We start from the raw sequence: 25,815 nt of genomic DNA, 5'->3' as shown, positions 1-25,815 counted from the left end.
ATTCCGGCCTTCGCCGGAATGACGAGATACTGGCCCCGTGTGTTGTCGCCAATTATGGAAACCTCAATAGCTGGCGTCGATCCTGCAAAAGAAAAAGCCTCGCAGCGCTGCGAGGCTTTAATTTTGCTGCTGCTGCGGATCAGACCTTGAAGCGGTTCACCGTGTTCTGCATGTTGTCCGCCAGTTCGGCCAGATGGCTGGCAGCGTCGGCGGTCTGCTCTGCCGCGGTGCTGTTGTGCTCGGTCATCTGCGCCACTTTCTCGATGTTGGCCGCGATCTCGTTGCTGGCCTTGCTTTGTTCCTCGATCGCGCTGGAGATGTCGGTGACGGTCCGCAGCACCTGGCTGGATTCGGTCTTGATCTGGTTGATGGCTTCGCCGGCCTGCTGCGCCAGCGACACGCCGCCGTCGACCTGGACCACCGTCGATTCCATGCCGGCCACTGCAGCATTGGATGCGCTCTGGATGGTGTCGATCATCTGCGTGACTTCCTGGGTGGACTTGGTGGTGCGCTCCGCCAGTTTGCGCACTTCGTCCGCCACCACCGCAAAGCCGCGTCCCTGTTCGCCTGCGCGGGCGGCCTCGATGGCGGCATTCAATGCCAGCAGGTTGGTCTGGTCGGCGATCTCCTTGATGACCATGACGATGGACGAGATCCTAGTCGACTGCTCGCCGAGGTTGCCGATGGAAACGGAAGTCTGGCGCACGGTGTCGGCGATCTTCTTCATCTCCTCGGCGGCGCGGTGGATGATCTCGCCGCCGCGTTCGGACAGTTCGCCCGAGCTCCTGGATATCTTCAAGGCTTCACGCGCGCCTTCGGCGACGTGGGCGATGCTGACGGTGATCTCTTCTATGGTGGCTGCCATCGCCGATGCAGCTTCGCTCTGGCTGCTGGAACTCTTCGCCACTTGTTGCGAAGAGGTCGACAGCGAGTGCGACGAGTCGGTCACCTTGCCGATGTCGCTGCCCACCTGGCGGAATGCGGTCTGCAGGTTCTCCATCAGCTCGTTGAACGAGCGCACCGTCTGGCCGATCTCGTCGTCGCTGTCCACCTTGACGCGGCGGGTGAAATCGCCGGTACGGCTGATCTCCATGATCGCGGTGCGCATGCGGCCCGCGGGGTCGGAGACGAATTTGTGCAGGATGAATCGGAACAGCAGCCACAGCAACACCTGCACGCCGAGGATGACGCCGACCGATACCCACGCGACCGTTCTCAGTTCCCTGTTGTTGGCGGAGATGTCCAGGTCCACGACGGAAGCGCCGTTGTGGTAGCCCTCGGGCACGGTGTGGCACATCAGGCAGTTGGTGCCCCTGAAGTTCTTGCTTTCGGTATAGGGCACGATGCCGTGCAGGATGTCGCCGCGCTGTTCGAAGAACACCTTGCCGTCTTCCAGTGCCTGCAATTCCTCCTTGCCTTTGGGTTGTTCTTCCGGCAGGCCCATGCCGAACTGTTCCTGCACCAGCTTGTTGCGGATGATGCGCAGGGATTTGATGTCTTCGCCGGAACCCATCTTGGTGATGAACAGCTTGCGCTGTTCGACGTCGCTGATGATGCCGTTCAGCATCAGCATGTTCGCACCGTTGATCACGCCGTCCGCCAGCGCCCGGATCTTGCTTTCGGCACCGCGCTCCATCGCTTTGCGCTCGACGTTATAGAACATCATGGCGGCAACGATGCTCACCACCAGCAACAGCAGCTGGACGGATAGCTGGACTTTGACAGCGATACTCGATGTGATGAAATTCGGCATGTTCGACTTCTCCCTGGATTATTCGTGATCGATCTTTCGAAAGAAACGTTTTCGGGTCATCGTTTTCCTTCTGCTGCACCTGATTGAAAGCCGGCGTTTGCGATCGATCGTTTTTCGGTTCTTCTCGCATCAGCAGCGACAAGCTTTGCTCCACTCGTTTTACCCCGGTGACACTGTTGCTGATGGTCCGGTTGTTACTCTAACGGCTAGTTATACTTTTTATTTAGAAAAAAGGAACAGAAATACAGTGTTATTTCATGTTTTCAAGGTAATCAGCGCTCAAATTAACTTGAATTTAACGGTCAGAGCTAGTTCAATTCCATAATATTCCTGGTTGTATAGACAATAACCAACCACTCAGAATCACTTTACGATCAAATGGGTGGTTCGAATTGAGTAACGATTCGGGTGCATACTGCATCTCTGGCTAGTGTAACCAATATCGTGAAATGAATGGGTGGTGCAGAAATTTCCTTTGATACATGCAGGGGTGTTTATAGATGCATGACCTGCAGTTCAATTAGAGAATCGATCCGCGACATTTCTGTGCTCAAGGCAGCTTGCTTGGTCATTTTCTAGGGGCGTAGCTTGACGGATGCAGGCAAATTGACGCTGGGTGTGGTCTGGGATGGGGATGCGGTCAGTACGACGGACATCCGTTCCACGCGCCCGATGGCGGCACTGATGCTGAAAGGCAAGGAGCCCGGGCAGGTGTTGCATATCGTCCCTTTGCTGTTCAGCGTATGCGGACGGGCGCAGGGCGCCGCCGCCGGCGCCGCGCTGCAGGCCGCGCAGCAAGGTGTATCGGCAGTGTCGGCAACAGTGCAGCGGGCTATCGTTTGCGAGTCCATACAGGAACATCTGTGGCGTGTGCTGCTCGATTGGCCGAAGCTGCTGGGCCTGCCGCGGCAGGAAGAACGCTTTGCAGCCTGGTATGCGATGTTGCGCAGGATCGCCGCAGGCGAACTCGACATGGCTGCGTTCCGGCAGGAGTTCGAGCGCGATTACCTCGGCATGCCGGTGGCAGCGTGGCGCGGAATGGCTAGCTATTCCGAACTGCAGGCATGGTGGCGCAAGGCAGATCGTCCGGTGGCCCAATTGCTGGGGCAGCTGGCCGGGCTGGGCCGGGGGGCGCATGCCGCAAGCGAGAGCAGGCTGCTGCCTGCATGGACCGCAGCAGAAGCGAGCCAGGTCTGTGCCGGAAGATGGGATGCCGATTTTTCGGCGCGTCCGGACTGGATGGGTAAGGCGGCAGAAACGGGCGCATGGGCTTATCATGCGGACAACCCGATGCTGCGTGATGTGTGGCAGCAGAGCGGGTCGAAGCCGCTGACGCGGCTATTGGCCAGGATGCTGGATGTGGTCGAGATGGCGAGCGGGAATGCGCTGCCGCGGCTGGATGCCGCCAGTCCGGCAACGGGGCAGGGTATCGCAGTGGTGCGTACGGCGCGTGGCTTGTTGATGCATCATGTGCATGTGGCAGCCGAGCGGGTGACGGAGTATGAGATCGTTGCGCCGACGGAATGGAACTTCCACCCGGCCGGGGCCTTTGCACAGGACATGCGCGGCATGATGGAGCAAGACAGGGGGCGCTTGCAGCGATCGGCACAGATCGCGGCATTGTCGCTCGATCCTTGTGTGGCATACGATATCGAGGTCCGCCATGCATGAGATGTCGCTGGCCGAAGGCGTACTGCAGATCATCGAGGATTCGGCGAAGGAGCAGAGTTTCAGCCGCGTGAAAACGGTCTGGCTGGAGATCGGCCAACTGGCAGGAGTGGAAGTCGAGGCGATGAGGTTCTGTTTCGATGCGGTGGTGCGCGACAGCATCGCGCAAGACGCGAAACTGGAGATCATCGAGACGCCGGGGCAGGCATGGTGCCTGCATTGCGCAGAAGTCGTGCACGTGCAGGCGCTGTTCGATGCCTGTCCGAAGTGCGGCAGCTACCAGGTGCAGGTGACCGGCGGCAACGAGATGCGGGTCAAAGAGCTCGACGTGGAATAAGGAGAAAAGCATGTGTAACGTATGCGGTTGCGGTGCGGGAGAGACCCTGATCGGCGGGCATGCACTCAAACAGGCGCGCAAACCCGCCGGGCAGGTGCAGTATCGCGTGCATGACAAGACTGCCATCCACACACATGACCACGACCACGATCATGTTCATACCCACGATGCCATCGACTTCGGCGCAGGGCCAGCGGGTGCGCATGCGCCGGGCATGAGCCAGGCGCGCATGGTGAAGATCGAGCGCGACATCCTTTCCAAGAACGACAGTTATGCCGAGGAGAATCGTGGTTATCTGGACGCGCACGGGATCTTTGCGCTCAACCTGGTATCCAGTCCGGGTTCCGGCAAGACCACGCTGCTGGTCAAGACCATCGAGGCGCTGCATGGCGAATTGAGGCTGGCCGTGATCGAAGGCGACCAGCAGACCGACAACGACGCGGCCCGTATCCGCGCCACCGGCGCCCCCGCGCTGCAGATCAACACCGGCAAGGGCTGCCACCTGGATGCCTACATGGTCGGGCGTGCCATGCAACAGCTCAAGCTGGACGACGACAGCCTGCTGCTGATCGAGAATGTCGGCAACCTGGTATGCCCCGCCAGTTTCGATCTGGGCGAGGCGCACAAGGTGGCGATCCTCTCGGTGACGGAAGGCGAAGACAAGCCGCTCAAGTATCCCGACATGTTCCGTGCCGCCGACCTGATGCTGCTGAACAAGTGCGACCTGCTGCCTTACCTGACGTTCGATGCCGACCTGGCGGAGGCCAATGCCCGCCGCGTGAACCCTAACATCCAGGTGATCCGCACTTCGGCCACCAGCGGCGAGGGCATGGACGAGTGGCTGAGATGGATCAAGGCAGGTTGCCGCAAAGCGGTTGCCGCCAGGCAGGTGGTTTGACAGATAACAGGAACGCCATGATCCACGCGCAAATCAGAGTGACAGGCCAGGTGCAAGGCGTAGGTTTCCGGCCTTTCGTCTACCAGCTTGCCAACGAACTCGGCCTGGCGGGCTGGGTACGCAACGACAGCGAGGGTGTGGAGATCGCCGTCGAGGGCGAACGTCCGCAAGTGATGCGGCTGATCGAGCGCCTGCAAAGCGAGCCGCCCATCCTGGCGCGCGTGGAGAAAGTCACGCACGAACTGGCGCAGGCGAGCGCGGGTCTGCAGGGTTTCTCCATCGTCGAGAGCAAGAGCGGCAAGGTGCGCACCGGCATCGCCCCCGACATTGCGACCTGTCCGGATTGCCTGGCGGAATTGTTCGATCCCGCCAACCGGCGCTATCGCCATCCTTTCATCAACTGCATCCACTGCGGCCCGCGCTACACCCTGACTGCGCGCTTGCCCTACGACCGCGCCAACACCAGCATGGCGAAGTTCACGCAGTGTCCGGCGTGCCAGCAGGAATACGACACACCCACGACGCGCCGCTTCCATGCGCAGCCGAATGCCTGTCCGCAGTGCGGACCGCACCTGAGCCTGTTCGATGCGCAGTGGCAGCCGGTCGCGGCGGACGATCCCATCGCGGCGACTGCGGAACTCATCCAGGCCGGGAAGATCGTCGCGGTCAAAGGCATCGGCGGTTTCCATCTGGTGTGCGATGCGCGCAATGCCGCGGCGGTGGCCAGATTGCGCAACGGCAAGCAGCGCGAGGAAAAGCCGTTCGCGGTGATGGTGCTGAACACGCTGTCGGCGCGGCAATGCGCGCAATTCCGGGAAAAGGATGCCGCGCTGCTGGAGACGAGGGAGCGTCCCATCGTATTGCTGCGTCAGTCGCTTGCCTGCGAGGCGGCATTGCCCGGCATCGCGCCCGGCTTGTCCAGCATCGGCCTGATGCTGCCTTATGCTCCGCTGCATTATCTGCTGTTCCACGAGCTGCTCGGCAAGCCCGAAGGCGCGGACTGGCTGCAACAGGCGTCCCCCTGGGTGCTGGTGATGACCAGCGCCAATCCCGGCGGCGAGCCGCTGGTGAAGGACGACGCCGAAGCGCGCGAGTCGCTGACCGGTCTGGCCGACGCCTTCCTCACGCATGACCGCGACATCCTGCACCGCTGCGACGACAGCGTGATGAAATGGCAGGGCTCGGCTCCCATCTTCCTGCGCCGCGCCCGTGGCTATACGCCGCGCCGCATCGTGCTGCCATTTTCGGGCCCGTCGGTGTTGGCTTGCGGACCGTGGCTGAAGAACACCGTGTGCCTCACCCGTGGCAACGAAGCTTTCGTCTCGCAGCATATCGGCGATCTCGACCATGCCGGCATGCGCCAGATGCTGGAAGAGACCGTCGATTACCTGTGCGACATCCTCGACGTGCAGCCGCAGGCCGTGGCGCACGACCTGCATCCGGATTTCTACAGCACGCAGTTCGCGCAGGCTTATGCCGCGCAACGCAGCCTGCCGGTCTTCGCGGTGCAGCATCACCACGCGCACATCGCCGCCGTCTGTGCCGAGCATCGTATCGACCATCCGGTGATCGGGCTGGCGCTGGACGGGATCGGCATGGGCACGGACGGCGGCGCATGGGGCGGCGAATTGTTGCGCGTGGAAGATGCGCGCTTCGAGCGGCTGGGACATCTCGCACCGCTGACCCTGCCCGGCGGCGACCGCGCCGCGCGCGAGCCATGGCGCATGGCGGCGGCAGCACTGTTCGACCTGAAGCGCAGTGCCGAGATCGTGGGCCGCTTTCCCGCGCAGGGCGGCGCCGCCATCGTGCTTGGCATGCTGCAACGCAAGCTGAACTGCGTCGCGACGAGCAGCATGGGCCGCTATTTCGATACCGCTGCGGGTCTGCTGGGTGTCTGCGAGGTGCAAGGGTATGAAGGCCAGGCGGCGATGCTGCTGGAAGGCCTGGCCGACAGGCACGGCAAGGTGGAACCCCTGGCCGACGGCTACATGATCACCACCGATGGCGTGCTGGATTTCTATATGCTGTTCGCGGAGCTGGCCGATTGCAAGGACGCGGGTTACGGCGCAGCCCTGTTCCATGCCACCCTTGCCCAAGGATTGAGCGCCTGGGTGCGGCGCGCAGCCGCGAAATCCCACCTCACCCATATTGCGCTGGGAGGCGGTTGTTTCCTCAACAACATCCTGTCGCAGGCGCTGACCGATGACCTGCTGGCGCACGGCTCGCATGTGCTGGCCGCGCAGCAGTTGCCGCCCAACGACGGCGCGATCTCGTTCGGGCAAGCTTGTATCGCCCTGCAACACATCAATCAAGGAGCCTGACCATGTGTCTTGCCATACCTGCCCGCATCGAAGAGTTGACGACTCCGGGCAATGCCATCGTCAATCTGGGCGGCGTGCGCAAGGAGATCTCGCTGGCGTTGGTGGACGATGCCGCAGTCGGCGAGTATGTCATCGTGCATGTCGGATATGCCCTGCAGAAACTTGACCGCGAAGAAGCCGAGCGCACGCTTGAGATGTTCGCCGAGATGGGGCAGCTGGATGAGTTGCGTGAGGAGCTGAACACATGAAGTATGTCGACGAATTCCGCGATGGCGAACTGGCGAAGAACATCGCCGCCAACATCGCGCGCGAGGCCGACCCGAAACGCACTTACCGTTTGATGGAATTCTGCGGCGGTCACACGCACGCCATTTCGCGCTACGGCATCGCCGACCTGCTGCCCGCCAACGTGCGCATGATCCACGGCCCCGGTTGCCCGGTGTGCGTGCTGCCCATCGGACGTGTCGACCAGGCCATTCGCCTCGCGCGCGAGCATGGCGTGATCCTGTGCACCTATGCGGACACGGTACGCGTGCCGGCCTCCGACAATCTGTCGCTGATGCGCGCCAAGGCGAAAGGCGCCGATGTGCGCATGATCTACTCGACGCAGGATGCGCTGAAGGTGGCGCGCGACAATCCGCAACGCGAAGTCGTGTTCCTCGCCATCGGCTTCGAGACCACCACGCCGCCGACTGCGGTGGCCATCCAGCAGGCAGCAGCAGAAGGCCTGAAAAATTTCAGCATCCTGTGCGATCACGTGCTGACCCCGGCGGCGATGCATGCCATCCTCGCCGTCGAGGGCGGTGTTGCGCTGGATGGTTTCGTCGGTCCCGCGCATGTTTCCACCGTCATCGGCAGCAAGCCGTATGAACCCTTCGCCGACGATTACGGCAAGCCGGTGGTCATCGCCGGTTTCGAGCCGCTGGATGTGATGCAGGCGATATTGATGCTGGTGCGCCAGGTGAACGACGGGCGTGCCGAGGTGGAGAACGAATTCACCCGTGCAGTGACGCGCGAAGGCAACCTGAAAGCGCAGCAACTGGTGGCGGAGGTGTTCGAATTGCGCGACATGTTCGAGTGGCGCGGTCTGGGCAGCGTGCCTGACAGCGCGCTAAAACTGCGTCCCAAGTACGCTGCGTTCGATGCAGAGCTGAAGTTCAGGGTCGATTATGTGGAAGTGCCGGACAACAAGGCCTGCGAATGCGCCGCCATCCTGCGCGGGCAGAAGCGCCCGCAGGAATGCAAGATCTTCGGCACGGTGTGCACGCCAGAGAACCCGGTCGGGTCCTGCATGGTGTCGTCCGAAGGCGCGTGCGCGGCGCACTATAGCTATGGAAGATTTCGCGAAGTTGCTTGAGGGTGGTTGGTGTATTTGCTCCCTTCTCCCGCAGGCGGGAGAAGGGTTGGGGATGAGGGGTGTTGAGTATAGATACTTTGCGAGGTATGCACAGTCCCTCACCCCTAGCCCCTCTCCCGCTTGCGGGCGAGGGGAATTTACTTCAGGCATGGATGAGTGAATGCCGCACCATCCCGCCAGATTGCCCGATGACCTCCGTGCGTATGCGCGAGAAATGCGGAGCAAACTGACGGACGCGGAAGCGCTGCTGTGGAGATTGCTGCGCAACCGCCGTAACGCGGGAGCGAAATTCTGACGGCAACATCCGGTCGGTAGATACATTCTCGACTTCTATTGCGACAAGAAAAAGCTGGGAATCGAGCTTGATGGTGGCCAGCATGGAGAGGCGGCTGGATATGATGAAAAACGTGATGCATGGTTACAGCTACAAGGAATTAGTGTGTTGAGATTCTGGAATAATCAGATGCTGGCGGAAACGGAAGCCGTGATGGAAGCGATCTATCGAGTCCTGGTTGAATCGGAAGAAAAAACGCCAGTACCCCTCTCCCGCAAGCGAGAGAGGGGAAGGGGTGAGGGTTGTTGAGTGGTGGCACATGTCGAGGTGTGCACCGCCCATCATCCCCAGCCCTTTCCCCGCTTGCGGGGAAAGGACGTAAAAAGCGACTATAAGAGAAGATGAAATGAACTCAGTCAAACCCAACTACGCTCGCCCGCTCGACATCAAAAATGGCCGTGTCGACATGTCGCATGGCTCGGGCGGTCGCGCCATGGCGCAACTCATCAGCGAACTCTTCGCGGCAGAATTCGATAACAAATTTCTGGCACAAGGTAACGACGGCGCATTGCTGCCGGCGGCGAACGGTCGGCTGGTGATGGCGACGGACAGCCATGTGGTGTCGCCGCTGTTCTTTGCCGGTGGCGACATCGGCTGCCTGTCGGTGCATGGCACCATCAACGACGTGGCGGTGATGGGTGCCACGCCACTGTACCTGTCGGCATCGTTCATCCTCGAGGAAGGCTATCCGCTGGCCGACCTGAAGCGCATCGTCGAGTCGATGGCGCAGGCCGCGCGCGAAGCGGGAGTGCATATCGTCACCGGCGACACCAAGGTGGTGGAGCAGGGCAAGGGCGATGGCGTGTTCATCACCACCACCGGTGTTGGCGTGGTGCGCGACGGCGTGCATCTCTCCGGCGACCTGGCGCGGCCGGGCGACAAGATTCTTTTGTCCGGCACCATCGGCGACCATGGCATGGCCATCCTGTCGCAGCGCGAAGGGCTGACCTTCTCCGCGCCCATCGTGTCGGATACGACCGCTTTGCATGGCCTGATCGAAACGATGCTGGACAGCGGCGTGAAGCTGCGCGTGCTGCGCGACCCGACGCGCGGCGGTCTGGCGACCACGCTGAACGAGATCGCCAAACAGTCCGGCGTCGGCATGATGCTGCATGAATCCGCCATCGTGGTGAACCAGCCGGTCGAGGCGGCATGCGAATTCCTCGGCCTCGATCCGCTGTATGTGGCCAATGAAGGAAAACTCATCGCCATCTGTGCACCGGAAGATGCACAACGCCTGCTGGAAGCGATGCGCGCACATCCGCTGGCAGCACAGGCATCCATCATCGGCGAAGTGCTGGACGATGCACACGGCTTCGTGCAGATGACCACCAGACTGGGCGGGCGCCGCGTGGTGGACTGGCTGGCGGGCGAACAGTTACCCAGGATATGCTGATAACGATGCCACAAAATGCTGGGAGTGTTATGGAAACGATACACGGCAGTATCTATCCCCTGGTCGCACTGGCTTTTATGCTGGGCATGAAGCACGGCATGGATGCCGACCATCTCGCCACCATCGACGGTCTGACGCGCTACAACGCAGCCGCAGGCCGCAGCAGGCTGGCGCGCCTGTGCGGTTTCCTGTTCTCGCTCGGACATGGCTGCGTGGTGTGCGTCGTTGCCGTGGCAACCAGTGTGCTGTTTCAGCAGGGTTCGGTGCCCGCATGGCTGGACGATGTGGGCGCGTGGGTGTCGGCGTTCTTCCTGCTCCTGCTGGGCGTCCTCAATCTGTATGCCGTGTTCTCCACGCCGGCGCATGAGACCGTCCGCATGGTCGGCATCAAGGGGCGCTGGCTGGGCGATCTCAAGTGCGCGGGCAATCCGTTGTTGATCGCGCTGGTGGGAGCCTTGTTCGCCTTGTCTTTCGACACGATCTCGCAGGCCGCCCTGTTTTCCACCATGACCGCGCAGTATGGCGGTGCGACCAATGCTTTGTTGCTGGCTGGCTGCTTCATGACCGGCATGATGGTGACCGATGCCGCCAATGGACTCTGGATTTCCCACCTGCTGCGCCGTGCCGATGCCACGGCACGTGCCGCTTCGCGCATCATGGGTGTCGCCGTGGCGCTGCTGAGCCTGACCGTGGCGGCACTGGGCCTGTCGCGCAAATTCTTCCCCGAGGTCTCGGCCTGGCAGGAAGGCAGGGGATTGTCCATCGGCATTGCCATCATCGTCGTGATCGCAGCCTGTTTCCTGTTCGCGCGTTTCACGCAACAACGAGTGTCTGCAGCTGCCTGATAAACGATTCGTGTAACCAGCCAATTAAGATTGTTGCGAGGGAATCTGATGGCAAAGCGAACCTGATCGGCTTGCTGGCCGCATCAGGCTCGGGCGGGGTTCATTGCCTTTTCTTGCTGTAGTAGGCGGCAGCGATCTCGCGGTACTGCTTCAGTTCGGTCTCGATGGTGGAAAGCTGGTAGTAGTCGTTGCCCGCCTGCTTGGCCAGTTCCAGTTGTTCGATCGCGCCGCGCAGGTCGCCATGCAGGATGTAGTTGTAAGCCAGCATGTGATGCTCTTCCTGATGCCTGCCCAACGCAGCATAGGCACGTGCTTCCAGGTCGTAAAGTTTCGGATCGTTGCCGTCGCGGTTGACCTGGTCGTCGAGCAGCTTGAGCGCTTCCTTGTAATGCCGATCCTGCAGCAGCACCTCGGCATAGTCGTAGATCAATGCGTGGTGATCGGGGAAGTTCTGCAGCGCAGTGCGATAGTAGGCGATGACTTCCTTGTCGGGTTTATCCAGCTGCATGATCTTGCCGCCGAGTGTCTCTATCGTCGCGTTGAGCGGTGCCTGCTTGTGCAACAGGGCGAACTCCTGTTTGGCGCGTTGCGGCTGGTTGTTGCGCAACAACGCCAGTACCAGCCCGTAACGGTGTGCGACCGGGTTGCCGAATTTCTTTGCGCCCAAAGCGGCATCAAAGAAGGTGATGGCTTCCTGTGGGATCATCTGATAGGCGGTCAGCCGCGCGCGCATCAGCTGGAATTCCAGGCTGTCCGGTACGAGATGGTAAGGGATATGTTCCACGCGATTCTCGACTTCGGCGATACGTTCGGCGGTGACCGGGTGGGTGCGCAGATAGGAAGGCGTGTTGCCTTCCATCAGTTGTGTGGCCTTTTGCATGCGCTCGAAGAATTCCGGCATGGCGCGGGTGTCGAAGCCGGATTTTTCCAGGATGCCCAGGCCGATGCGGTCTGCTTCCTGCTCGTTCTGCCGCGTGAAATTCAGCTGGTGCTGCACCGCGCCTGCCTGGGCGCCGACGATGGCGGCGCTTGCGCTTTGCGGGCTGTTGCGCGCGGCCAGGATGGCCACGGCAAGCGTTGCCAGCGCAGCGAGCGAGTCGTACTGCGTGCCTGCGACCATGCGCGCATAGTGGTGCTGCGTGACGTGCGCGATCTCATGGCTCAATACCGAGGCCAGTTCCGATTCGGTCTGTGCCAGCTCGATCAGGCCGGCGTTGACGCCGACGAAACCGCCGGGCAGGGCGAAGGCGTTGATGGCATTGTCGTTGATGGCGAAGAACACGAACGAGTCACCCGGTTCCGGACTGTTTGCGACCAGGCGCCCGCCGAGCTGGTTGAGGTAATCGCTGAGCTCGGGATCGTCCATATAGCTGTTGCTGGAGCGGATCTGCAGCATGCTTTGTTCGCCGATCTGATGTTCCATCTGCGGCGAGATGAGTTGCTGGGAGGCGTCGCCAAGATCCGGAAGGCCGTCAGCCCGAGCCAGGAGCGGCAGGGCTAAAAGTGCGCAAAGTAGTGATTTATTCATGGGCAGTATGATAGCACCGCCTCCGCCAAGTTCCCGGGCGTGCTGTTATCATCTGTGGCCGCGCGGGCTCTGGACATCGCTGCGGCTAACACTCAGAATGCGCGCCTCCAGGTTTGTTTAGGCTTATGGACAAGGTAGGGAAATACGAGATCGTCAGGCAGTTGGGGCACGGCGCGACCAGCACCGTGTACCTTGCGCTCGACCCGTTCAGCCAGCAGCAGGTTGCGCTCAAAGTATTCAATCTGGATATCCTGCACGACACATCGCGTTCGAAAGCCCACCGCAAGTTGCTGCTGACCGAGGCGTCGCTCGCCGGGAAGCTGTCGCATCCGCACATCGTGAAGATCTACGACGCCGTGATGGACAGCGATGTGAACTACATGGTGATGGAGTACGTCGAGGGCGAAACGCTGGAGAAATACGGCGAGGTCGATCACCTGATGGATCTGGGGCGTATCGCCGAGATCATCTACAAATGCTGCAAGGCGCTGGAATATGCGCAAACCCAGGGCGTGACCCACCGCGACATCAAGCCCGCGAACATCCTTATCAGTGGTGAGAGCGACATCAAGATCTCCGACTTCGGCGCTGCGGTGATCGACAACCAGCAGAGCACCCAGGTGAGCGGGGTCGGTTCCCCGGCCTATATGTCGCCTGAGCAGATCAAGGAGCAACCGCTCACGCACCAGACCGACATCTATTCGCTGGGCGTGACCATGTATCGCCTGCTCACCGGCAAGCTGCCGTTCGAGGCAGCCAACAGCTACAGCATGATCTACCAGATCATGAACATCGATCCGCCGCCGCCCAGCACCTATCGCCCGGAGATACCGCCGGAACTGGATGCCATCGTGCAGCGTGCCATGTGCAAGGATCTGCAGCACCGCTACCAGACCTGGGAGGAATTTGCGCGCGACCTGGTGGCTTTCATCACCCACAACGTGCCGCAGCATGAAGAGATATACGATACCGAGAAGTTCGATACCTTGCGCGACCTGAGCTTCTTCAAGAACTTCAGCGACGTCGAGTTGTGGGAGGTGTTGCGCATCAGCGAATGGCACAAGATCCCCAAGAACGAGTCCATCGTCCACGAGGGCGAGGAGGGGGTGAACTTCTACATCATCGTCACCGGCTCGGTGCGCGTGGTCAAGCAGGGCAGGTTGCTGAGCATGCTGCACCGCGGAGACTGCTTCGGCGAGATGGCGCACCTTGCCGGCAAGGAAGGGCGGCGCTCGACCGATGTGATATCCAAGACCGAAGTGTCGCTGATCGAGGTCGATCCGGATGTGTTGTCACGCGCTTCGGCGAACTGCCGCTACCAGTTCAGCGAGGCGTTCCTGGGGACGCTGGTCCGGCGGTTGTCCATGGCGAACACGCGCATATCGCGCTTGCTGAGCGATCATGCAGATGAACAATAGCAATCATTAAAAGTGGAGAAGACAGAAGTGGCGGATTTCAAGATCATCACCGTGGCAGAGTTGCCGAACCTGATCGCCAGCGGCAACGCGCAGCTGGTGGATGTGCGTACCGATGCGGAGATCGCGCGCGGCCGCATCGCAGGCGCCATCTGTCTGCCGTTGCACCTGTTGCCGATGCGCTTGCAGGATCTGGATGCAAAGAAGAGCACCGTGTTCTATTGCCAGATGGGCGGACGCTCGGCGCAGGCCGCTGCATTCGCTGCGGCACAAGGGCTGGGCGATGTCTACAACCTGCAGGGCGGCATCACGGCATGGGCGCATGCCGGCGGGAATATCGTCGTATGAACGGAAGTGCCTTCGATGCCGAACTGGATGTCAGGCAGCTGGCCTGTCCGCTGCCCATCCTGCGCGCCAAGAAATCGCTGTCGGCGATGAGTGCGGGACAGGTGCTGAAGGTTGTGGCGACGGACAAGGGCTCGCCCAAGGACTTCGTGGATTTCTGCAGCAAGACGGGCAACGAATTGCTGTCGTCGACGGAAGCCGGCGGCGAATTCGTCTTCCTGATCCGCCGCCGCTGAGGCGGTAAGACACTGGATGCCCTGCAGGCCTTGTAAACAGGCGTTCTTCAGGCATTTATCGTGAAAGTCACCTGGAATCGGCAGTCTTCGGGCTACATGCCTGAAGGTTGCCGTTTCTATTGGCCTGCGGGCAAGGTGGTTTAGCCGATCTTCTTCCGCTGCGCCTGCAACTGCACCAGCGTCGCGGCGAACTCTTCCAGACGTTTCTTTTCCTGTTCCACCACTGCCGCCGGGGCGCGTGCGACGAAGCTCTCGTTGCCGAGCTTGGCTTGTGCCTTGGTGATCTCGTTGCTCAAGCGTGCGATCTCCTTGTCCAGGCGTTCGCGTTCCGCCGCCACGTCGATCTCCACCTTCAGCATCAGCTTGAAGTTGCCGACGATGGACACCGGCGCATCGCCTTCCGGCAATTCGGCGACCACCTGCACTTCGCTCAACTTGCCGAGGCTGCTGATGTAAGGCGCGAGCGCATTCAGCACCGTCGCATCGCCGGCGGCGATCAGCGGCACGCGCGCGGCGGGCGACAGGTTCATCTCGCTGCGCAGGCTGCGGCAGGCGGTGACGAGTTCCTGCAACAGCGCGATCTGCGCGATGGCGGCAGTGTCGATCTTGCTGCTGTCGGCCTTGGGATAGGCTTGCAGCATGATGCTGTCGCCCTTGGCATTCGCCATCGGTGCGACCGATTGCCACAATTCTTCGGTGATGAACGGGATGATCGGGTGGGCCAGGCGCAGGATGGTCTCCAGCACGCGTACCAGGGTGCGGCGGGTGCCGCGCTGCTGCGCAAGAATTGAAGGATTGCTTTCCTCAATTGCCCCCTCTCCCTCCGGGAGAGGGTTGGGGTGAGGGAACGCCAGTTGAACTTTCGCGAGTTCCACATACCAGTCGCAGTAGGTGTTCCACACCAGTTCGTACACCGCACGCGCAGCCATGTCGAAGCGGTAGTCGGCGAAGTGCGCCGCCATCTCGGCCTCGGCCTTCTGCAATTCGCCGATCATCCACTTGTCGGCGGCGGAGAATTCCAGCGGCAGCGACTCGTTCTGGCCGACATCCTTGCCTTCGCAGTTCATCAGCACGAAGCGCGTGGCGTTCCACAGCTTGTTGCAGAAGTTGCGGTAACCCTCGCAGCGCTGCATGTCGAACTTGATGTCGCGACCGGGCGAGGCCAGCGAGGCAAAGGTGAAGCGTAGTGCGTCGGTGCCGAAGGCGGTGATGCCTTCGGGGAATTCCTTGCGCGTACGCTTCTCGATCTTCTCCGCATCTTTCGGGTTCATCAGGCCGGTGGTGCGCTTCTTTACCAGCGAGTCGAGGTCGATGCCGTCGATGAGGTCGATGGGATCCAAGACATTTCCCTTGGACTTGGACATCTTCTGGCCTTCCGCATCGCGGATCAGACCGTGCACATACACATCCCTGAACGGGATCTTGCCGGTGATGTGTTTGGTCATCATCACCATGCGCGCCACCCAGAAGAAGATGATGTCGAAGCCGGTGACCAGCACGGAGGAGGGCAGGTATTGCTTCACGAACTGGTTCTGCGCATCGAACGGTTTACCCATCTCCCAGTCGAGCGTGGAGAACGGCCACAGCGCGGAAGAGAACCAGGTGTCGAGCACGTCGTTGTCGCGATCAAGCTGCCCGGCGTAACCGGCCTTGTCTGCGAGCTTGCGCGCTTCGGCTTCGTCGCGCGCGACGAACACTTCGCCGTTCACGCCGTACCACGCGGGGATCTGGTGGCCCCACCACAGTTGGCGCGAGATGCACCAGTCCTGGATGTTGTTGAGCCACTGGTTGTAGGTGTTGACCCAGTTCTCGGGGTGGAACCTGATCTCGCCGGAGCTCACGCATTCCAGCGCCTGCTCGGTGATGCTCTTGCCTTCAGGGCCCGCCTTGCTCATGGCGACGAACCACTGGTCGGTCAGCATCGGCTCGATCACCACGCCGGTGCGGTCGCCGCGCGGCACTTTCAGTTTGTGCTTGTCGGCCTTGATGAACAGGCCGGCGGCTTCGAGGTCGGCGCAGATCTGCTTGCGCGCGGCGAAGCGGTCCATGCCTTGATATTGCTTGGGCGCGTGCTCGTTGATCTTCGCGTCCAACGTGAGGATGGAGATCATTTCCAGCTTGTGGCGCTGACCCACGGCATAGTCGTTGAAGTCATGTGCGGGCGTGACCTTGACCACGCCGGTGCCGAACTCCTTGTCCACGTATTCGTCGGCGATGACGGGAATGGTGCGGTCGCACAGCGGCAGTTTCACCTGTTTGCCGATGAGGTGCCGATAGCGCTCGTCCTCGGGATGCACCATCACCGCCACGTCGCCCAACATGGTCTCGGGGCGGGTGGTGGCGACCACCAGATGGCCGGAGCCGTCCGCCAGCGGATACTGGATGTGGTACATGAAGCCGTCTTCTTCTTCCTGCACCACTTCGAGGTCGCTCACTGCGGTGTGCAGTTTCGGGTCCCAGTTCACCAGGCGCTTGCCGCGGTAGATCAGGCCTTCGTTGAACAGTCGCACGAAGGTCTCGGTGACGGAACGCGACAGGCCTTCGTCCATGGTGAAGCGTTCGCGCGACCAGTCGGGCGAGGTGCCGAGGCGGCGCATCTGCTTGGTGATGGTGTTGCCGGAGTATTCCTTCCACTCCCACACTTTTTCGATGAACTTCTCGCGGCCGAGTTCGTGGCGCGATTTGCCTTGTGCGTCGAGCTGGCGTTCGACCACGATCTGCGTGGCGATGCCGGCGTGGTCGGTGCCCGGTTGCCACAGCGTGTTGTCCCCGCGCATGCGGTGGTAGCGCGTGAGCGCATCCATCAGCGTCTGGTTGAAGCCGTGGCCCATGTGCAGCGTGCCGGTGACGTTGGGCGGCGGTAGCTGGATGCAGAAATTCTCTTTCTTCGAGCCGTCGAGTCCGGCCTTGAAGTAGCCGGCATTTTCCCAGGTGGGATACCAGCGGGCTTCGATGTCTTTCGGGTCAAAACTTTTTGCGAGTTCCATTGCGGTCTTTTCGGAGAATGCGTGGTTCAAAGAGGGCGGGATTATACAGGCTCGGCGCGGCGAGCAGGAGCGCAGCGCTGGCGTCTAACCGGGCATTTGCACGGCGTCGCGAATGAGGCTGGGCAGGATGACGCGCACTTGCTGCATGGATTTTTCCCAGCGCGCTTCTGAGCGTGAGCCGATGGTTTCGCGCAGCGTCGCTTCGAGTTGGGGGAAGAGCCGCTCAGCCAATTGCATGCATTGTTCGTCGGTCAACGGGAAGGCTCGCTGCGCTGTGGCGAGTTGCGCGCCGAGAGCTTCCGTCAATGTCGGCAGGTCGATCACGGTGCCGTCCGCCGTTTCGGTCAGGATGGGTAACAGGTCGGGGTTGATGGTGCGCGACTTCATGTCTTGCGCAGGTCGAAGTGGCGCAGCTCGTAGCCGCGGTCTTTGTAGAAGACATAGCGCTCGCGTCCCAGTTTGGCATCGGCGTCATCCTGGCTGACGATCTCGATGACGCGCTCGAAGCGGCTGAAGAACGGCAGGCAGGCGTTGTGCAGGCTGATCAGCAGCTCGGAATGAGGAAATGCCTCGTCGCGGCCGATGACCACCGGCAGCGTGGCGGCATCCGCTTCATGGCTATGGCAGTGCGGCATGAATGCGGTGGGCGGGTAATGCCACAGCAGCTGGTCCAGCTTGTCGGCAGTGGCCTCGTCGGGTGCGTGCAGCAGCACGCGCAGGCCGTTCTGCATCGCCTTGTGGCTCAGCTGACAGGCGGTGCGCAGCTTGTCTTCGCTGCCGGTATAGAAATCTACTTTGGTCATATTCAAAACCAGTTAGCCACAGAGACCACAGAGCACACAGAGAACCCCCTCCGCATCCTTCTCTGTGATCTCTGTGTGCTCTGTGGCTAAATCATTTGCCGTTTGTGCGGTTGATCAAATACTGCGTCAGCAGGGGCACCGGCCGGCCGGTTGCGCCCTTTTGTTTGCCGGATAGCCAGGCCGTGCCCGCGATGTCGAGGTGCGCCCAGCGGTAGTCCTTGGTGAAGCGCGCCAGGAAACAGGCGGCGGTGATGGTGCCACCCGCGCGGCCACCGATGTTCGCCATGTCGGCGAAGTTGCTGTCCAGCAGCGGCTGGTAGTCTTCCCACAGCGGCAGTTGCCAGATGCGGTCGTGCGACTGTTCCCCCGCCGCGATCAGTTCCTTGGCCAGTTTGTCTTCGTTGCTGAACATGCCGCTGGCGACATGGCCCAATGCGATCACGCAGGCTCCGGTGAGCGTGGCGATGTCGATGACGGTGTCGGGATTGAACTTCTTCGAGTAGGTCAGTGCGTCGCACAGGATCAGGCGGCCTTCGGCATCGGTGTTCAATATCTCGATGGTCTGGCCGGACATGCTGGTGACGATGTCGCCCGGCTTGGTAGCTTCGCCGGAAGGCATGTTCTCGCAAGTCGGGATCACGCCGACCACATTGAGTTTGAGCCCCATTTCGGCAATGGCCTGCAGGGTGCCGAACACGCTGGCGGCACCGCACATGTCGTATTTCATCTCGTCCATCTCGGCGCCCGGTTTGAGCGAGATGCCGCCGGTATCGAAGGTGATGCCCTTGCCGACCAGCACGATGGGCTTCTGCGTCTTCGCTGCACCGTAGTATTCCATGGTGATCAGCTTGGCCGGTTGGGTGCTGCCGCGCGTGACGGAAAGGAGGGAGCCCATGCCCAGTTTCTGCATGGCTTTCTCATCCAGCACCGTGGTCTTGACGCTCTTGTGCGACTTGCCCAGGGCGAGTGCCTTGGCGGCGAGGTAGGTCGGGGTGCAGATGTTGCCGGGCAGGTTGCCCAGCGTCTTGGTGAGTTCCGTGCCGCGTGCGGTGGCGGCTGCCTGGTCGAGTGCGGTCTTCAGGTTTGCAGCCGGTTTGTCGAGTGTGGCGAAGGTGATGTGCTTGAGCGTGGCGGCCTTGGCCGGCTTGCTCTTCATGCCGTCGGCGCGGAACGCCTGTTCGGCGGCGGCGAACACGGCTTGCCGGACGACCCAGGCGGCATCCTTGCCCACGCCCTCGTCGACGATGTAAAGCGTCGCATCCTTGGCTGGCGTCTTGTTCAATGCGCTGAAAGCCGATTCCAGGATCTCGGTGCTGGTCTTGTTGTTCAGTTCGCTGGATTTGCCCAGGCCGACCAGCAGCACGCGCTCGGCTGCGACGCCCGGCAGCTTGTGCAGCAGCAGGGTGGATGCGGCTTTGCCGCTCATGTCGCCGCGGGCGATGAGGTCGCTGAGCGCGTGCTTGGCAGCCTTGTCGAGCACTTGTGCGGCCTTCGACAATTTGCCGCCATCGGATACGCCGACCACGACGCAGCCGCTCTTCAGTTTTTCCGGACTGCCTTGTTTTATGCTAAATTCCACGCGCCTCTCCTCATTAATCTCAGAATTGTCTCCGATGACGGATTATCCGCAATCCCTGCCACAAAAGTCAAAGAAGCCTCGTCCGCACGGCATCTTTTACTGGGCGCTGGTGCGCGAGTTCGCCAGCACGGGATTGCTGGTGTCCTCTATCCTGCTGGGCATCGTCGTGTTCACCCAGCTGATCCGTCTGCTGGGTGAGTCGGTCAGCGGCATGCTGGCGGTGGACGGTGTGCTCGCGATGCTGGGCTTCACGTCGCTCAATTACCTGCCGGTGCTGCTGTCCATCAGCCTGTTCCTTTCAGTGCTGCTGACGCTGTCGCGCAGTTACCGCGACAGCGAGATGGTGGTGTGGTTCACTTCCGGTATCGGGCTGACGCGCTGGATACGACCGGTGCTGGGCTACGCCATCCCGGTGACGCTGCTGATCGCGCTGCTCAGCCTGGTATTGTCGCCGTGGGCCTTGTCCAAGGCGGACGAATTCAAGCGCAGGCTGGACAGCCGCGACGATGTGTCCGCCGCGACACCGGGGGTGTTCCGCGAATCCAAGCAGGCGGACCGCGTGTTCTTCCTGGAAGATGTCGACTCGCAGAAAAAACGCGTCGGCAACATCTTCGTGCAATCCACCCAGAACGGCAAGGAAGGTACGATGGTCGCCAAGGAAGGGTACCAGGAGACCGCACCGAACGGCGACCGCTTCCTGGTGATGCTGAATGGCACGCGTTATGAGGGCATTCCCGGCCGGGCTGATTTCAGGATCGTCGAGTTCGAGCGTTACGCGATGCGCATCGAACCTGCCGAATTGCGGGAAGATTTGCCTCACCTTCAGGCCTTTTCCACTCTTTATCTGCTGCAGAATCCGACCGCATGGAATTTGTCGGAACTGGAATGGCGCATCGGGTTGCCGCTCAGTGCGCTGATCCTGTCCCTGCTGGCTATCCCTTTGAGTTATGTGAATCCGCGCGCCGGGCGCTCGCTCAATCTGATCGCCGCGATGGTGATCTATATGTTCTATAACAACATGATCAGCGTGACCAATTCCTGGGTCGCGCGCGGCAAGATCAGCCCGTCAGCAGGCCTGCTGGGTATCCATTTGCTGATGTTCGGCGTGATGCTGGTGTTGTTCTACCATCGCTCGTCTGCTTCTTCGTGGCGCAGGTTGAAACGATGAGGTTGCTGACCCGTTATCTGCGGCGGGAGATATATGCCAGCGTCGCGCTGGTGTTCGCCGCGCTCATCATGCTGTTCGCCCTGCTCGATCTGGTCAACGAGCTGAATTCGATGGGGCGCGGCGATTACCGTCTGGGTTATGTGCTGCTGTTCGTGACGCTGACCATTCCCGGACATATCTATGAACTCTTCCCTGTCGCGGTATTGATCGGTACCATCTTCGCGCTGGTGCAGATGGCGGCGAGCTCGGAATTGACCGTGTATCGCAGTTCGGGTGTTTCGCTCAAACAGATGATAGTTATGCTGGTCAAGATCGGCCTGCCGCTGGTGGTGCTGTGTTTCCTGTTCGGTGAGGTCATCGCGCCGCCGAGCGAGCGCATGGCCCAGGAGCTGCGAATGAAAGCGCAGAACTTGAAGGTCTCGGTCAAGGAGTTCAGGTCGGGTGTGTGGGCGAAGGACGAGCGCAGCTTCATCAACGTGAGAAGCATGCTGCCCGATACTTCATTGCTGGATGTCAGCATCTACGAGTTCGATGCAACTTATCATTTGCGCAGCATCACCTCGGCTGAGCATGCGTCTTATCTGGATGAGGATCGCTGGCAACTGGACGGCGTGCGGCAGACGCTTTTCAGCAAGCAGGGCGCCACCACCGACAACCGTCCTCGTGCGGAATGGCACACTTCGCTGAATCCCGATATCCTCAGCGTGCTGCTGGTGGTGCCTGAACAGATGTCGGCCTGGAACCTGTATCAGTACACCATGCATTTGCGCGAGAATCATCAGAAGACCTCGCGTTATGAGATCGCGATGTGGAACAAGCTGGTCTATCCGTTAGCCGTGCTGGTGATGATGTTGCTGGCATTGCCTTTCTCTGCCTACCAGCGCCGGGAGGGTGGCATCAGCGGCAAGATATTCATGGGGATAGTGCTGGGCCTGAGCTTCCACTTCGTTGGCCGGCTGTTTGCCAATGTCGGAGCCTTGAATGACTGGTCACCGCTATTGAGCGCGACTGCGATGAGCTGGCTGTTCCTTGCGCTGGCCATGGGGATGCTCTGGCGTACCGAGCGCAGGTAGTGGCTGCGCTGCGCAGCAGCCGCTTGCTGGAACAGTTGCCGGGATGCCTGACTGCGGGCTGGGGCTGGTCAGGGAGAGGCAGGTGCTGGCGGAACGCCGCTTGCGGCTTGCGCTTGTTGCTCGCGCACCATCCTTTTCACAGCTTCGCGCTGTTCTGCCGGTACCTTGTTGAAAGCCCGGTATTTTGCCCTGGCATGGTCGCGCTGCTCAGGCGTCAGTTTGCTCCATTTGGTCATTTGCGCGTGCAGGCGTTTTTGCTTCTCCGGGCTGAGCCGTGGATAGCGCCTGGCGATCGACAGGAAGTTCACATGCTGTTTTTCCGACAGGGTGTCCCAAGTGTCTGCCAGTGGGGCGAGCGCGTCTTTTTGATGCGGGGTGAGACTCGCCCACGATTGGGCGAGGGCTGCGACCGGCAGGCAGGATACTGCAACAAACAGCAGGGCAAAGATATTCCTGAGCAAAAAAGGCATCAATCAGTCCGTGTTCGTTGTATCGACATACATGTCGACCGGCAAATCGTCTGTCAGGATGGCGATATCGATATCGCTGTGGTCGCGCTCGACCATGCGATTCCAGTAGGACAGGTTGATTGCCAACAGGCTGACCACAACAGCCGCAATGACCCAGTTGAGCGCACGCGGGGAAAGTCGCAGATGTCCATGCAGCAAACCGTTCTGGTTCGTCCAGATTGGCGTGGAAGCCCGTTGGCGTTGCAAGGCCTGCTGTCGCGCAGCGTAGAGGCTATTCGCAATATCCCGATCGAGTTGATTGGCGGATAGATTCAGCAGATGCCCGATATCTTTGTTAGTCAATCTGTTTTTCATGATAGGTCTACCCCCCTTTCTCTAAGCAAGGCGGCAAGCGCGTGAGTGGCTCGCGAGCAATGGGTCTTGACACTGCCCTCCGAGCAGCCCATGGCTGCAGCTGTTTCCGATGTATCCAGTTCCTCCCAATAACGCAGCAGGAAGGCTTCGCGTTGACGAGCAGGGAGTTTATCCAAAACTTCTTCAATTATCTCAATCAACTGGGATTGTGCCAGCGCTTCGTCGGGATGCGCCGGCTGACTCTCATTGTCCTCATCCTGCAGGGTGTCGAGCGGGTCGAAATCTTCCACATCGTGCTGGGGCGTCAGTGCCGACATCAGCGTGGTCCAGAACGAGCGTACTTTCTGCCGGCGGTAATAATCCCTGATGGTGTTCTGCAGGATGCGCTGGAACAGCATGGGAAACTCTTCGGCGGGATGGTCACCATAGCGTTCGGCGAGCTTCATCATGGCATCCTGCACGATATCGAGAGCCGCATGTTCGTCGCGTACAGCGAACTGCGCCTGTTTATAGGCGCGCCGTTCTGCCTGTGCAAGGAATTCGGAAAGTTGCTGTGGCGTAGACAGATCGGTGGCTCCGGAATATTCGGCGCGCATACTAGCAAATTCCTGCATTACTTAGGGATTTTGCCGTTCCTGACGCGTTGCAGGGGTTGACCAAAACACCGCCAGCCTTTATCTTGCCCGGTCTTTCGTTGTTTTATCAGGGTAGTGGGTTCATGGAACTGACAGGCGCAGAAATAACCATCCGCTGTTTGCAGGAAGAGGGTGTCGAATATGTATTCGGCTACCCGGGCGGCGCAGTGCTTTTCATCTACGATGAGCTGTTCAAGCAGGAACAGGTCAAGCACGTGCTGGTACGCCACGAACAGGCGGCCGTACACGCGGCGGACGGCTATGCACGTTCTACGGAAAAGGTCGGCGTAGCCTTGGTGACCTCCGGTCCGGGCGTGACCAATGCGGTCACCGGGATCGCCACCGCCTACATGGATTCCATTCCGCTGGTGGTGATCAGTGGCCAGGTGCCGACCAGTTATATCGGCGAAGACGCATTCCAGGAAGTCGATGCGGTCGGCATCACCCGTCCCTGTGTCAAGCATAATTTCCTGGTCAAGGATGCCAAGGATATCGCCAGTACGCTGAAGAAAGCGTTCTATCTGGCGAAAAGCGGGCGACCGGGGCCTGTGCTGGTGGACATTCCCAAGGACGTGTCGCAGCAGAAGGCGGAATATTCGTATCCTGCGACAGTCAGCATCCGTTCCTATAATCCGCAGACCCATGGCGACATCGGGCAGATCAAGCGTGCAGCACAATTATTGCTGGAAGCCAAGCGCCCCATGGTGTATGCGGGTGGCGGCGTGATCCTGTCGGATGCGGCCAGGCAATTGACCGAACTGGTGCGCCTGCTGGGCGTGCCTTGCACCAACACACTGATGGGCTTGGGCGGTTATCCGGCGAGCGACAAGCAATTCGTCGGCATGCTGGGCATGCACGGCACTTACGAGGCCAACCTCGGCATGCAGAATTGCGATGTGCTGCTGGCAGTGGGGGCGCGTTTTGACGACCGCGTGATCGGCAACGTGGCGCACTTCAATTCGGTGCCGCGCAAGATCATCCATATCGATATCGACCCGGCCTCCATCTCCAAGCGTGTCAAGGTCGACGTACCCATCGTGGGCAATGTGGCGGACGTGCTGTCCGACCTGTTGGCGGTGCTGAACAGCAGCAAGCAGAAGCCCGACACGGCGGCATTGAAGGACTGGTGGAAACAGATCGACGAATGGCGCGGCGCGAATTCGCTGTCATACAAGAATTCGACCGAAATCATCAAACCCCAATTCGTGATCGAGACGTTGCACCGGATCACGCACGGCGATGCCTTTGTGACTTCCGATGTGGGCCAGCACCAGATGTGGGCGGCGCAATATTACAAGTTCGATCAGCCGCGCCGCTGGATCAATTCCGGCGGCCTGGGCACGATGGGTTTCGGCCTGCCTGCGGCGATGGGCGTGCAACTGGCGCACCCGGGCGCGACCGTGGCCTGCGTGACGGGCGAAGGCAGCATCCAGATGAACATCCAGGAACTGTCCACCTGCAAGCAATATAACCTGCCGGTCAAGGTGATCGCACTCAACAATCGTTACCTGGGCATGGTGCGCCAGTGGCAGGAATTCTTCCATGGCAACCGCTACTCGCATTCCTATATGGATGCGTTGCCGGACTTCGTGAAGGTCGCAGAGGCCTACGGGCATGTCGGTATCCTGGTCGAGAAGCCGTCCGATGTCGAGGGCGCGCTGAAGGAAGCCTTCGCACTCAAGGACAGACTGGTCTTCTTGGATTTTCGCACTGATTCAACCGAGAACGTTTATCCGATGGTCCCCGGCGGCAAGGGCTTGTCCGAAGTGATCCTGGCGGAGGATTTGTAAGATGCGGCATATCATCTCATTGCTGATGGAGAACGAAGCGGGCGCACTGTCACGTGTGTCGGGATTGTTCTCGGCGCGTGGATATAACATCGAATCGCTCACCGTGGCACCGACCGAGGATCCGACCATGTCGCGCATGACCATCGTCACCAGCGGTTCCGACGAAGTGATCGAGCAGATCACCAAACAGCTCAACAAGCTGGTGGATGTGGTGACGGTGATGGATCTGACCGACGGCGACCATATCGAGCGCGAGCTGATGCTGGTCAAGGTGCGTGCGGCAGGCGACGATCGCGAAGAACTGAAACGCATGACCGACATCTTCCGTGGCCGCGTCATAGACGTCACCGACAAGACCTATACCATCGAGCTGACCGGTACTGGGCACAAGCTGGATCGATTCCTGCAGGCGATCGATCAGGGCTTGATCCTGGAAACGGTGCGTACCGGTGCATCCGGCATCGGTCGCGGCGACCGCATTCTGAAACTTTGATCCGGATATTTATTTAACTACCAAACTGAT

General features: G+C 60.4%; 26 protein-coding genes. 16 read left to right on the top strand and 10 right to left on the bottom strand.

All coding sequences use genetic code 11. The features are described 5' to 3' along the window. Nucleotides 1-139: 139 nt before the first annotated feature. Complete coding sequence (locus SLIT_RS15375; RefSeq protein ID WP_013030550.1) at nucleotides 140-1,753, bottom strand: methyl-accepting chemotaxis protein; 1,614 nt, start codon at nucleotides 1,751-1,753, stop codon at nucleotides 140-142. Between the two features lie 588 nt (nucleotides 1,754-2,341). Between SLIT_RS15375 and SLIT_RS12130 the strand changes: the two genes are divergently transcribed. Genes SLIT_RS12130 through hypD form a run of 6 tightly spaced genes read left to right on the top strand, consistent with a single transcriptional unit; the run spans nucleotide 2,342 to nucleotide 8,334 of the window. Further along, nucleotides 2,342-3,424, top strand: coding sequence for a nickel-dependent hydrogenase large subunit (locus SLIT_RS12130; protein WP_013030549.1), 1,083 nt, complete (start codon nucleotides 2,342-2,344; stop codon nucleotides 3,422-3,424). Further along, a complete protein-coding gene (gene hypA / locus SLIT_RS12125) occupies nucleotides 3,417-3,758 on the top strand; it encodes a hydrogenase maturation nickel metallochaperone HypA (protein WP_013030548.1) in 342 nt (113 codons plus the stop codon). The genes SLIT_RS12130 and hypA overlap by 8 nt, the downstream gene beginning before the upstream one ends. A 10-nt stretch (nucleotides 3,759-3,768) precedes the next feature. Next, complete coding sequence (gene hypB / locus SLIT_RS12120) at nucleotides 3,769-4,656, top strand: hydrogenase nickel incorporation protein HypB (RefSeq protein WP_013030547.1); 888 nt, start codon at nucleotides 3,769-3,771, stop codon at nucleotides 4,654-4,656. Between the two features lie 17 nt (nucleotides 4,657-4,673). Next, nucleotides 4,674-6,977 carry a carbamoyltransferase HypF gene (gene hypF, locus SLIT_RS12115; protein ID WP_013030546.1) on the top strand — a complete coding sequence of 768 codons (2,304 nt, stop codon included), beginning with the start codon at nucleotides 4,674-4,676 and terminating at the stop codon, nucleotides 6,975-6,977. 2 nt (nucleotides 6,978-6,979) lie between these two features. Next, complete coding sequence (locus SLIT_RS12110; protein WP_013030545.1) at nucleotides 6,980-7,225, top strand: HypC/HybG/HupF family hydrogenase formation chaperone; 246 nt, start codon at nucleotides 6,980-6,982, stop codon at nucleotides 7,223-7,225. Further along, nucleotides 7,222-8,334, top strand: coding sequence for a hydrogenase formation protein HypD (gene hypD / locus SLIT_RS12105; protein WP_013030544.1), 1,113 nt, complete (start codon nucleotides 7,222-7,224; stop codon nucleotides 8,332-8,334). Before SLIT_RS12110 ends, hypD begins: the two co-directional genes overlap by 4 nt. A gap of 142 nt (nucleotides 8,335-8,476) precedes the next feature. On the opposite strand, the gene SLIT_RS16435 is transcribed toward hypD, so the two are convergent. After that, nucleotides 8,477-8,713, bottom strand: coding sequence for a hypothetical protein (locus SLIT_RS16435; RefSeq protein ID WP_041420871.1), 237 nt, complete (start codon nucleotides 8,711-8,713; stop codon nucleotides 8,477-8,479). Here SLIT_RS16435 and SLIT_RS16430 point away from each other — a divergent pair. From SLIT_RS16430 to SLIT_RS12090, 3 genes are all read left to right on the top strand, one after another. Next, complete coding sequence (locus SLIT_RS16430) at nucleotides 8,654-8,917, top strand: endonuclease domain-containing protein (protein WP_441295977.1); 264 nt, start codon at nucleotides 8,654-8,656, stop codon at nucleotides 8,915-8,917. The genes SLIT_RS16435 and SLIT_RS16430 overlap by 60 nt on opposite strands. 97 nt (nucleotides 8,918-9,014) lie before the next feature. Then, on the top strand, nucleotides 9,015-10,064 hold the full coding sequence (gene hypE / locus SLIT_RS12095) for a hydrogenase expression/formation protein HypE (protein WP_013030543.1): 1,050 nt from the start codon (nucleotides 9,015-9,017) through the stop codon (nucleotides 10,062-10,064). A 29-nt stretch (nucleotides 10,065-10,093) separates the two neighbouring features. Further along, nucleotides 10,094-10,909 (top strand): HoxN/HupN/NixA family nickel/cobalt transporter, encoded by an 816-nt coding sequence (locus SLIT_RS12090; RefSeq protein ID WP_013030542.1) that lies wholly within the window; start codon nucleotides 10,094-10,096, stop codon nucleotides 10,907-10,909. A gap of 100 nt (nucleotides 10,910-11,009) precedes the next feature. On the opposite strand, the gene SLIT_RS12085 is transcribed toward SLIT_RS12090, so the two are convergent. Further along, nucleotides 11,010-12,437 (bottom strand): M48 family metalloprotease, encoded by a 1,428-nt coding sequence (locus SLIT_RS12085; RefSeq protein WP_013030541.1) that lies wholly within the window; start codon nucleotides 12,435-12,437, stop codon nucleotides 11,010-11,012. Nucleotides 12,438-12,562: 125 nt separating this feature from the next. Between SLIT_RS12085 and SLIT_RS12080 the strand changes: the two genes are divergently transcribed. Genes SLIT_RS12080 through SLIT_RS12070 form a run of 3 tightly spaced genes read left to right on the top strand, consistent with a single transcriptional unit; the run spans nucleotide 12,563 to nucleotide 14,433 of the window. Further along, complete coding sequence (locus SLIT_RS12080; protein WP_013030540.1) at nucleotides 12,563-13,855, top strand: serine/threonine-protein kinase; 1,293 nt, start codon at nucleotides 12,563-12,565, stop codon at nucleotides 13,853-13,855. A 12-nt stretch (nucleotides 13,856-13,867) separates the two neighbouring features. After that, nucleotides 13,868-14,200 carry a rhodanese-like domain-containing protein gene (locus SLIT_RS12075; RefSeq protein ID WP_223293799.1) on the top strand — a complete coding sequence of 111 codons (333 nt, stop codon included), beginning with the start codon at nucleotides 13,868-13,870 and terminating at the stop codon, nucleotides 14,198-14,200. Continuing rightward, on the top strand, nucleotides 14,197-14,433 hold the full coding sequence (locus SLIT_RS12070; protein WP_013030538.1) for a sulfurtransferase TusA family protein: 237 nt from the start codon (nucleotides 14,197-14,199) through the stop codon (nucleotides 14,431-14,433). The genes SLIT_RS12075 and SLIT_RS12070 overlap by 4 nt, the downstream gene beginning before the upstream one ends. Nucleotides 14,434-14,573: 140 nt before the next feature. Here the strand turns inward: SLIT_RS12070 and SLIT_RS12065 are convergent, their stop codons facing one another. The 4 genes from SLIT_RS12065 to SLIT_RS12050 all read right to left on the bottom strand — a co-directional run bounded on the left by SLIT_RS12065 (nucleotide 14,574) and on the right by SLIT_RS12050 (nucleotide 19,802). Then, entirely contained in the window at nucleotides 14,574-17,420 is a 2,847-nt protein-coding gene (locus SLIT_RS12065; protein ID WP_013030537.1) for a valine--tRNA ligase, read from the bottom strand. 84 nt (nucleotides 17,421-17,504) lie between these two features. Further along, nucleotides 17,505-17,807: a hypothetical protein gene (locus SLIT_RS12060; RefSeq protein ID WP_013030536.1), complete on the bottom strand. Its 303-nt coding sequence runs from the start codon at nucleotides 17,805-17,807 to the stop codon at nucleotides 17,505-17,507. Next, nucleotides 17,804-18,223, bottom strand: coding sequence for a DNA polymerase III subunit chi (locus tag SLIT_RS12055; protein ID WP_013030535.1), 420 nt, complete (start codon nucleotides 18,221-18,223; stop codon nucleotides 17,804-17,806). Before SLIT_RS12055 ends, SLIT_RS12060 begins: the two co-directional genes overlap by 4 nt. A 91-nt stretch (nucleotides 18,224-18,314) precedes the next feature. Then, nucleotides 18,315-19,802, bottom strand: a complete 1,488-nt coding sequence (locus tag SLIT_RS12050) for a leucyl aminopeptidase (RefSeq protein ID WP_013030534.1) — start codon at nucleotides 19,800-19,802, stop codon at nucleotides 18,315-18,317. A 34-nt stretch (nucleotides 19,803-19,836) separates the two neighbouring features. Here SLIT_RS12050 and lptF point away from each other — a divergent pair, with 34 nt between their 5' ends. Both lptF and lptG read left to right on the top strand, forming a co-directional pair. Then, nucleotides 19,837-20,970 carry an LPS export ABC transporter permease LptF gene (gene lptF / locus SLIT_RS12045; protein WP_013030533.1) on the top strand — a complete coding sequence of 378 codons (1,134 nt, stop codon included), beginning with the start codon at nucleotides 19,837-19,839 and terminating at the stop codon, nucleotides 20,968-20,970. Continuing rightward, nucleotides 20,967-22,043, top strand: coding sequence for an LPS export ABC transporter permease LptG (gene lptG / locus SLIT_RS12040; protein ID WP_013030532.1), 1,077 nt, complete (start codon nucleotides 20,967-20,969; stop codon nucleotides 22,041-22,043). The genes lptF and lptG overlap by 4 nt, the downstream gene beginning before the upstream one ends. A 68-nt stretch (nucleotides 22,044-22,111) precedes the next feature. Here the strand turns inward: lptG and SLIT_RS12035 are convergent, their stop codons facing one another. The 3 genes from SLIT_RS12035 to SLIT_RS12025 are packed head-to-tail and all read right to left on the bottom strand — an operon-like array spanning nucleotide 22,112 to nucleotide 23,463. After that, entirely contained in the window at nucleotides 22,112-22,513 is a 402-nt protein-coding gene (locus SLIT_RS12035) for a DUF3106 domain-containing protein (RefSeq protein ID WP_013030531.1), read from the bottom strand. Nucleotides 22,514-22,516: 3 nt separating this feature from the next. Continuing rightward, nucleotides 22,517-22,867 (bottom strand): DUF3619 family protein, encoded by a 351-nt coding sequence (locus SLIT_RS12030; protein WP_013030530.1) that lies wholly within the window; start codon nucleotides 22,865-22,867, stop codon nucleotides 22,517-22,519. Next, nucleotides 22,864-23,463 carry an RNA polymerase sigma factor gene (locus SLIT_RS12025; protein WP_013030529.1) on the bottom strand — a complete coding sequence of 200 codons (600 nt, stop codon included), beginning with the start codon at nucleotides 23,461-23,463 and terminating at the stop codon, nucleotides 22,864-22,866. Before SLIT_RS12025 ends, SLIT_RS12030 begins: the two co-directional genes overlap by 4 nt. A 122-nt stretch (nucleotides 23,464-23,585) precedes the next feature. On the opposite strand from SLIT_RS12025, the gene SLIT_RS12020 reads away from it, so the two are divergent. Beyond that, on the top strand, nucleotides 23,586-25,292 hold the full coding sequence (locus tag SLIT_RS12020) for an acetolactate synthase 3 catalytic subunit (protein ID WP_013030528.1): 1,707 nt from the start codon (nucleotides 23,586-23,588) through the stop codon (nucleotides 25,290-25,292). A gap of 1 nt (nucleotide 25,293) precedes the next feature. After that, nucleotides 25,294-25,785, top strand: coding sequence for an acetolactate synthase small subunit (ilvN, locus tag SLIT_RS12015; RefSeq protein WP_013030527.1), 492 nt, complete (start codon nucleotides 25,294-25,296; stop codon nucleotides 25,783-25,785). Nucleotides 25,786-25,815 lie beyond the last annotated feature (30 nt).

The sequence above is a fragment of the Sideroxydans lithotrophicus ES-1 genome (assembly GCF_000025705.1).
Lineage (GTDB): Bacteria > Pseudomonadota > Gammaproteobacteria > Burkholderiales > Gallionellaceae > Sideroxyarcus > Sideroxyarcus lithotrophicus.
Note: the sequence above shows the minus strand (reverse complement) of the source record. Positions and strands in the feature narration are given on the sequence as shown.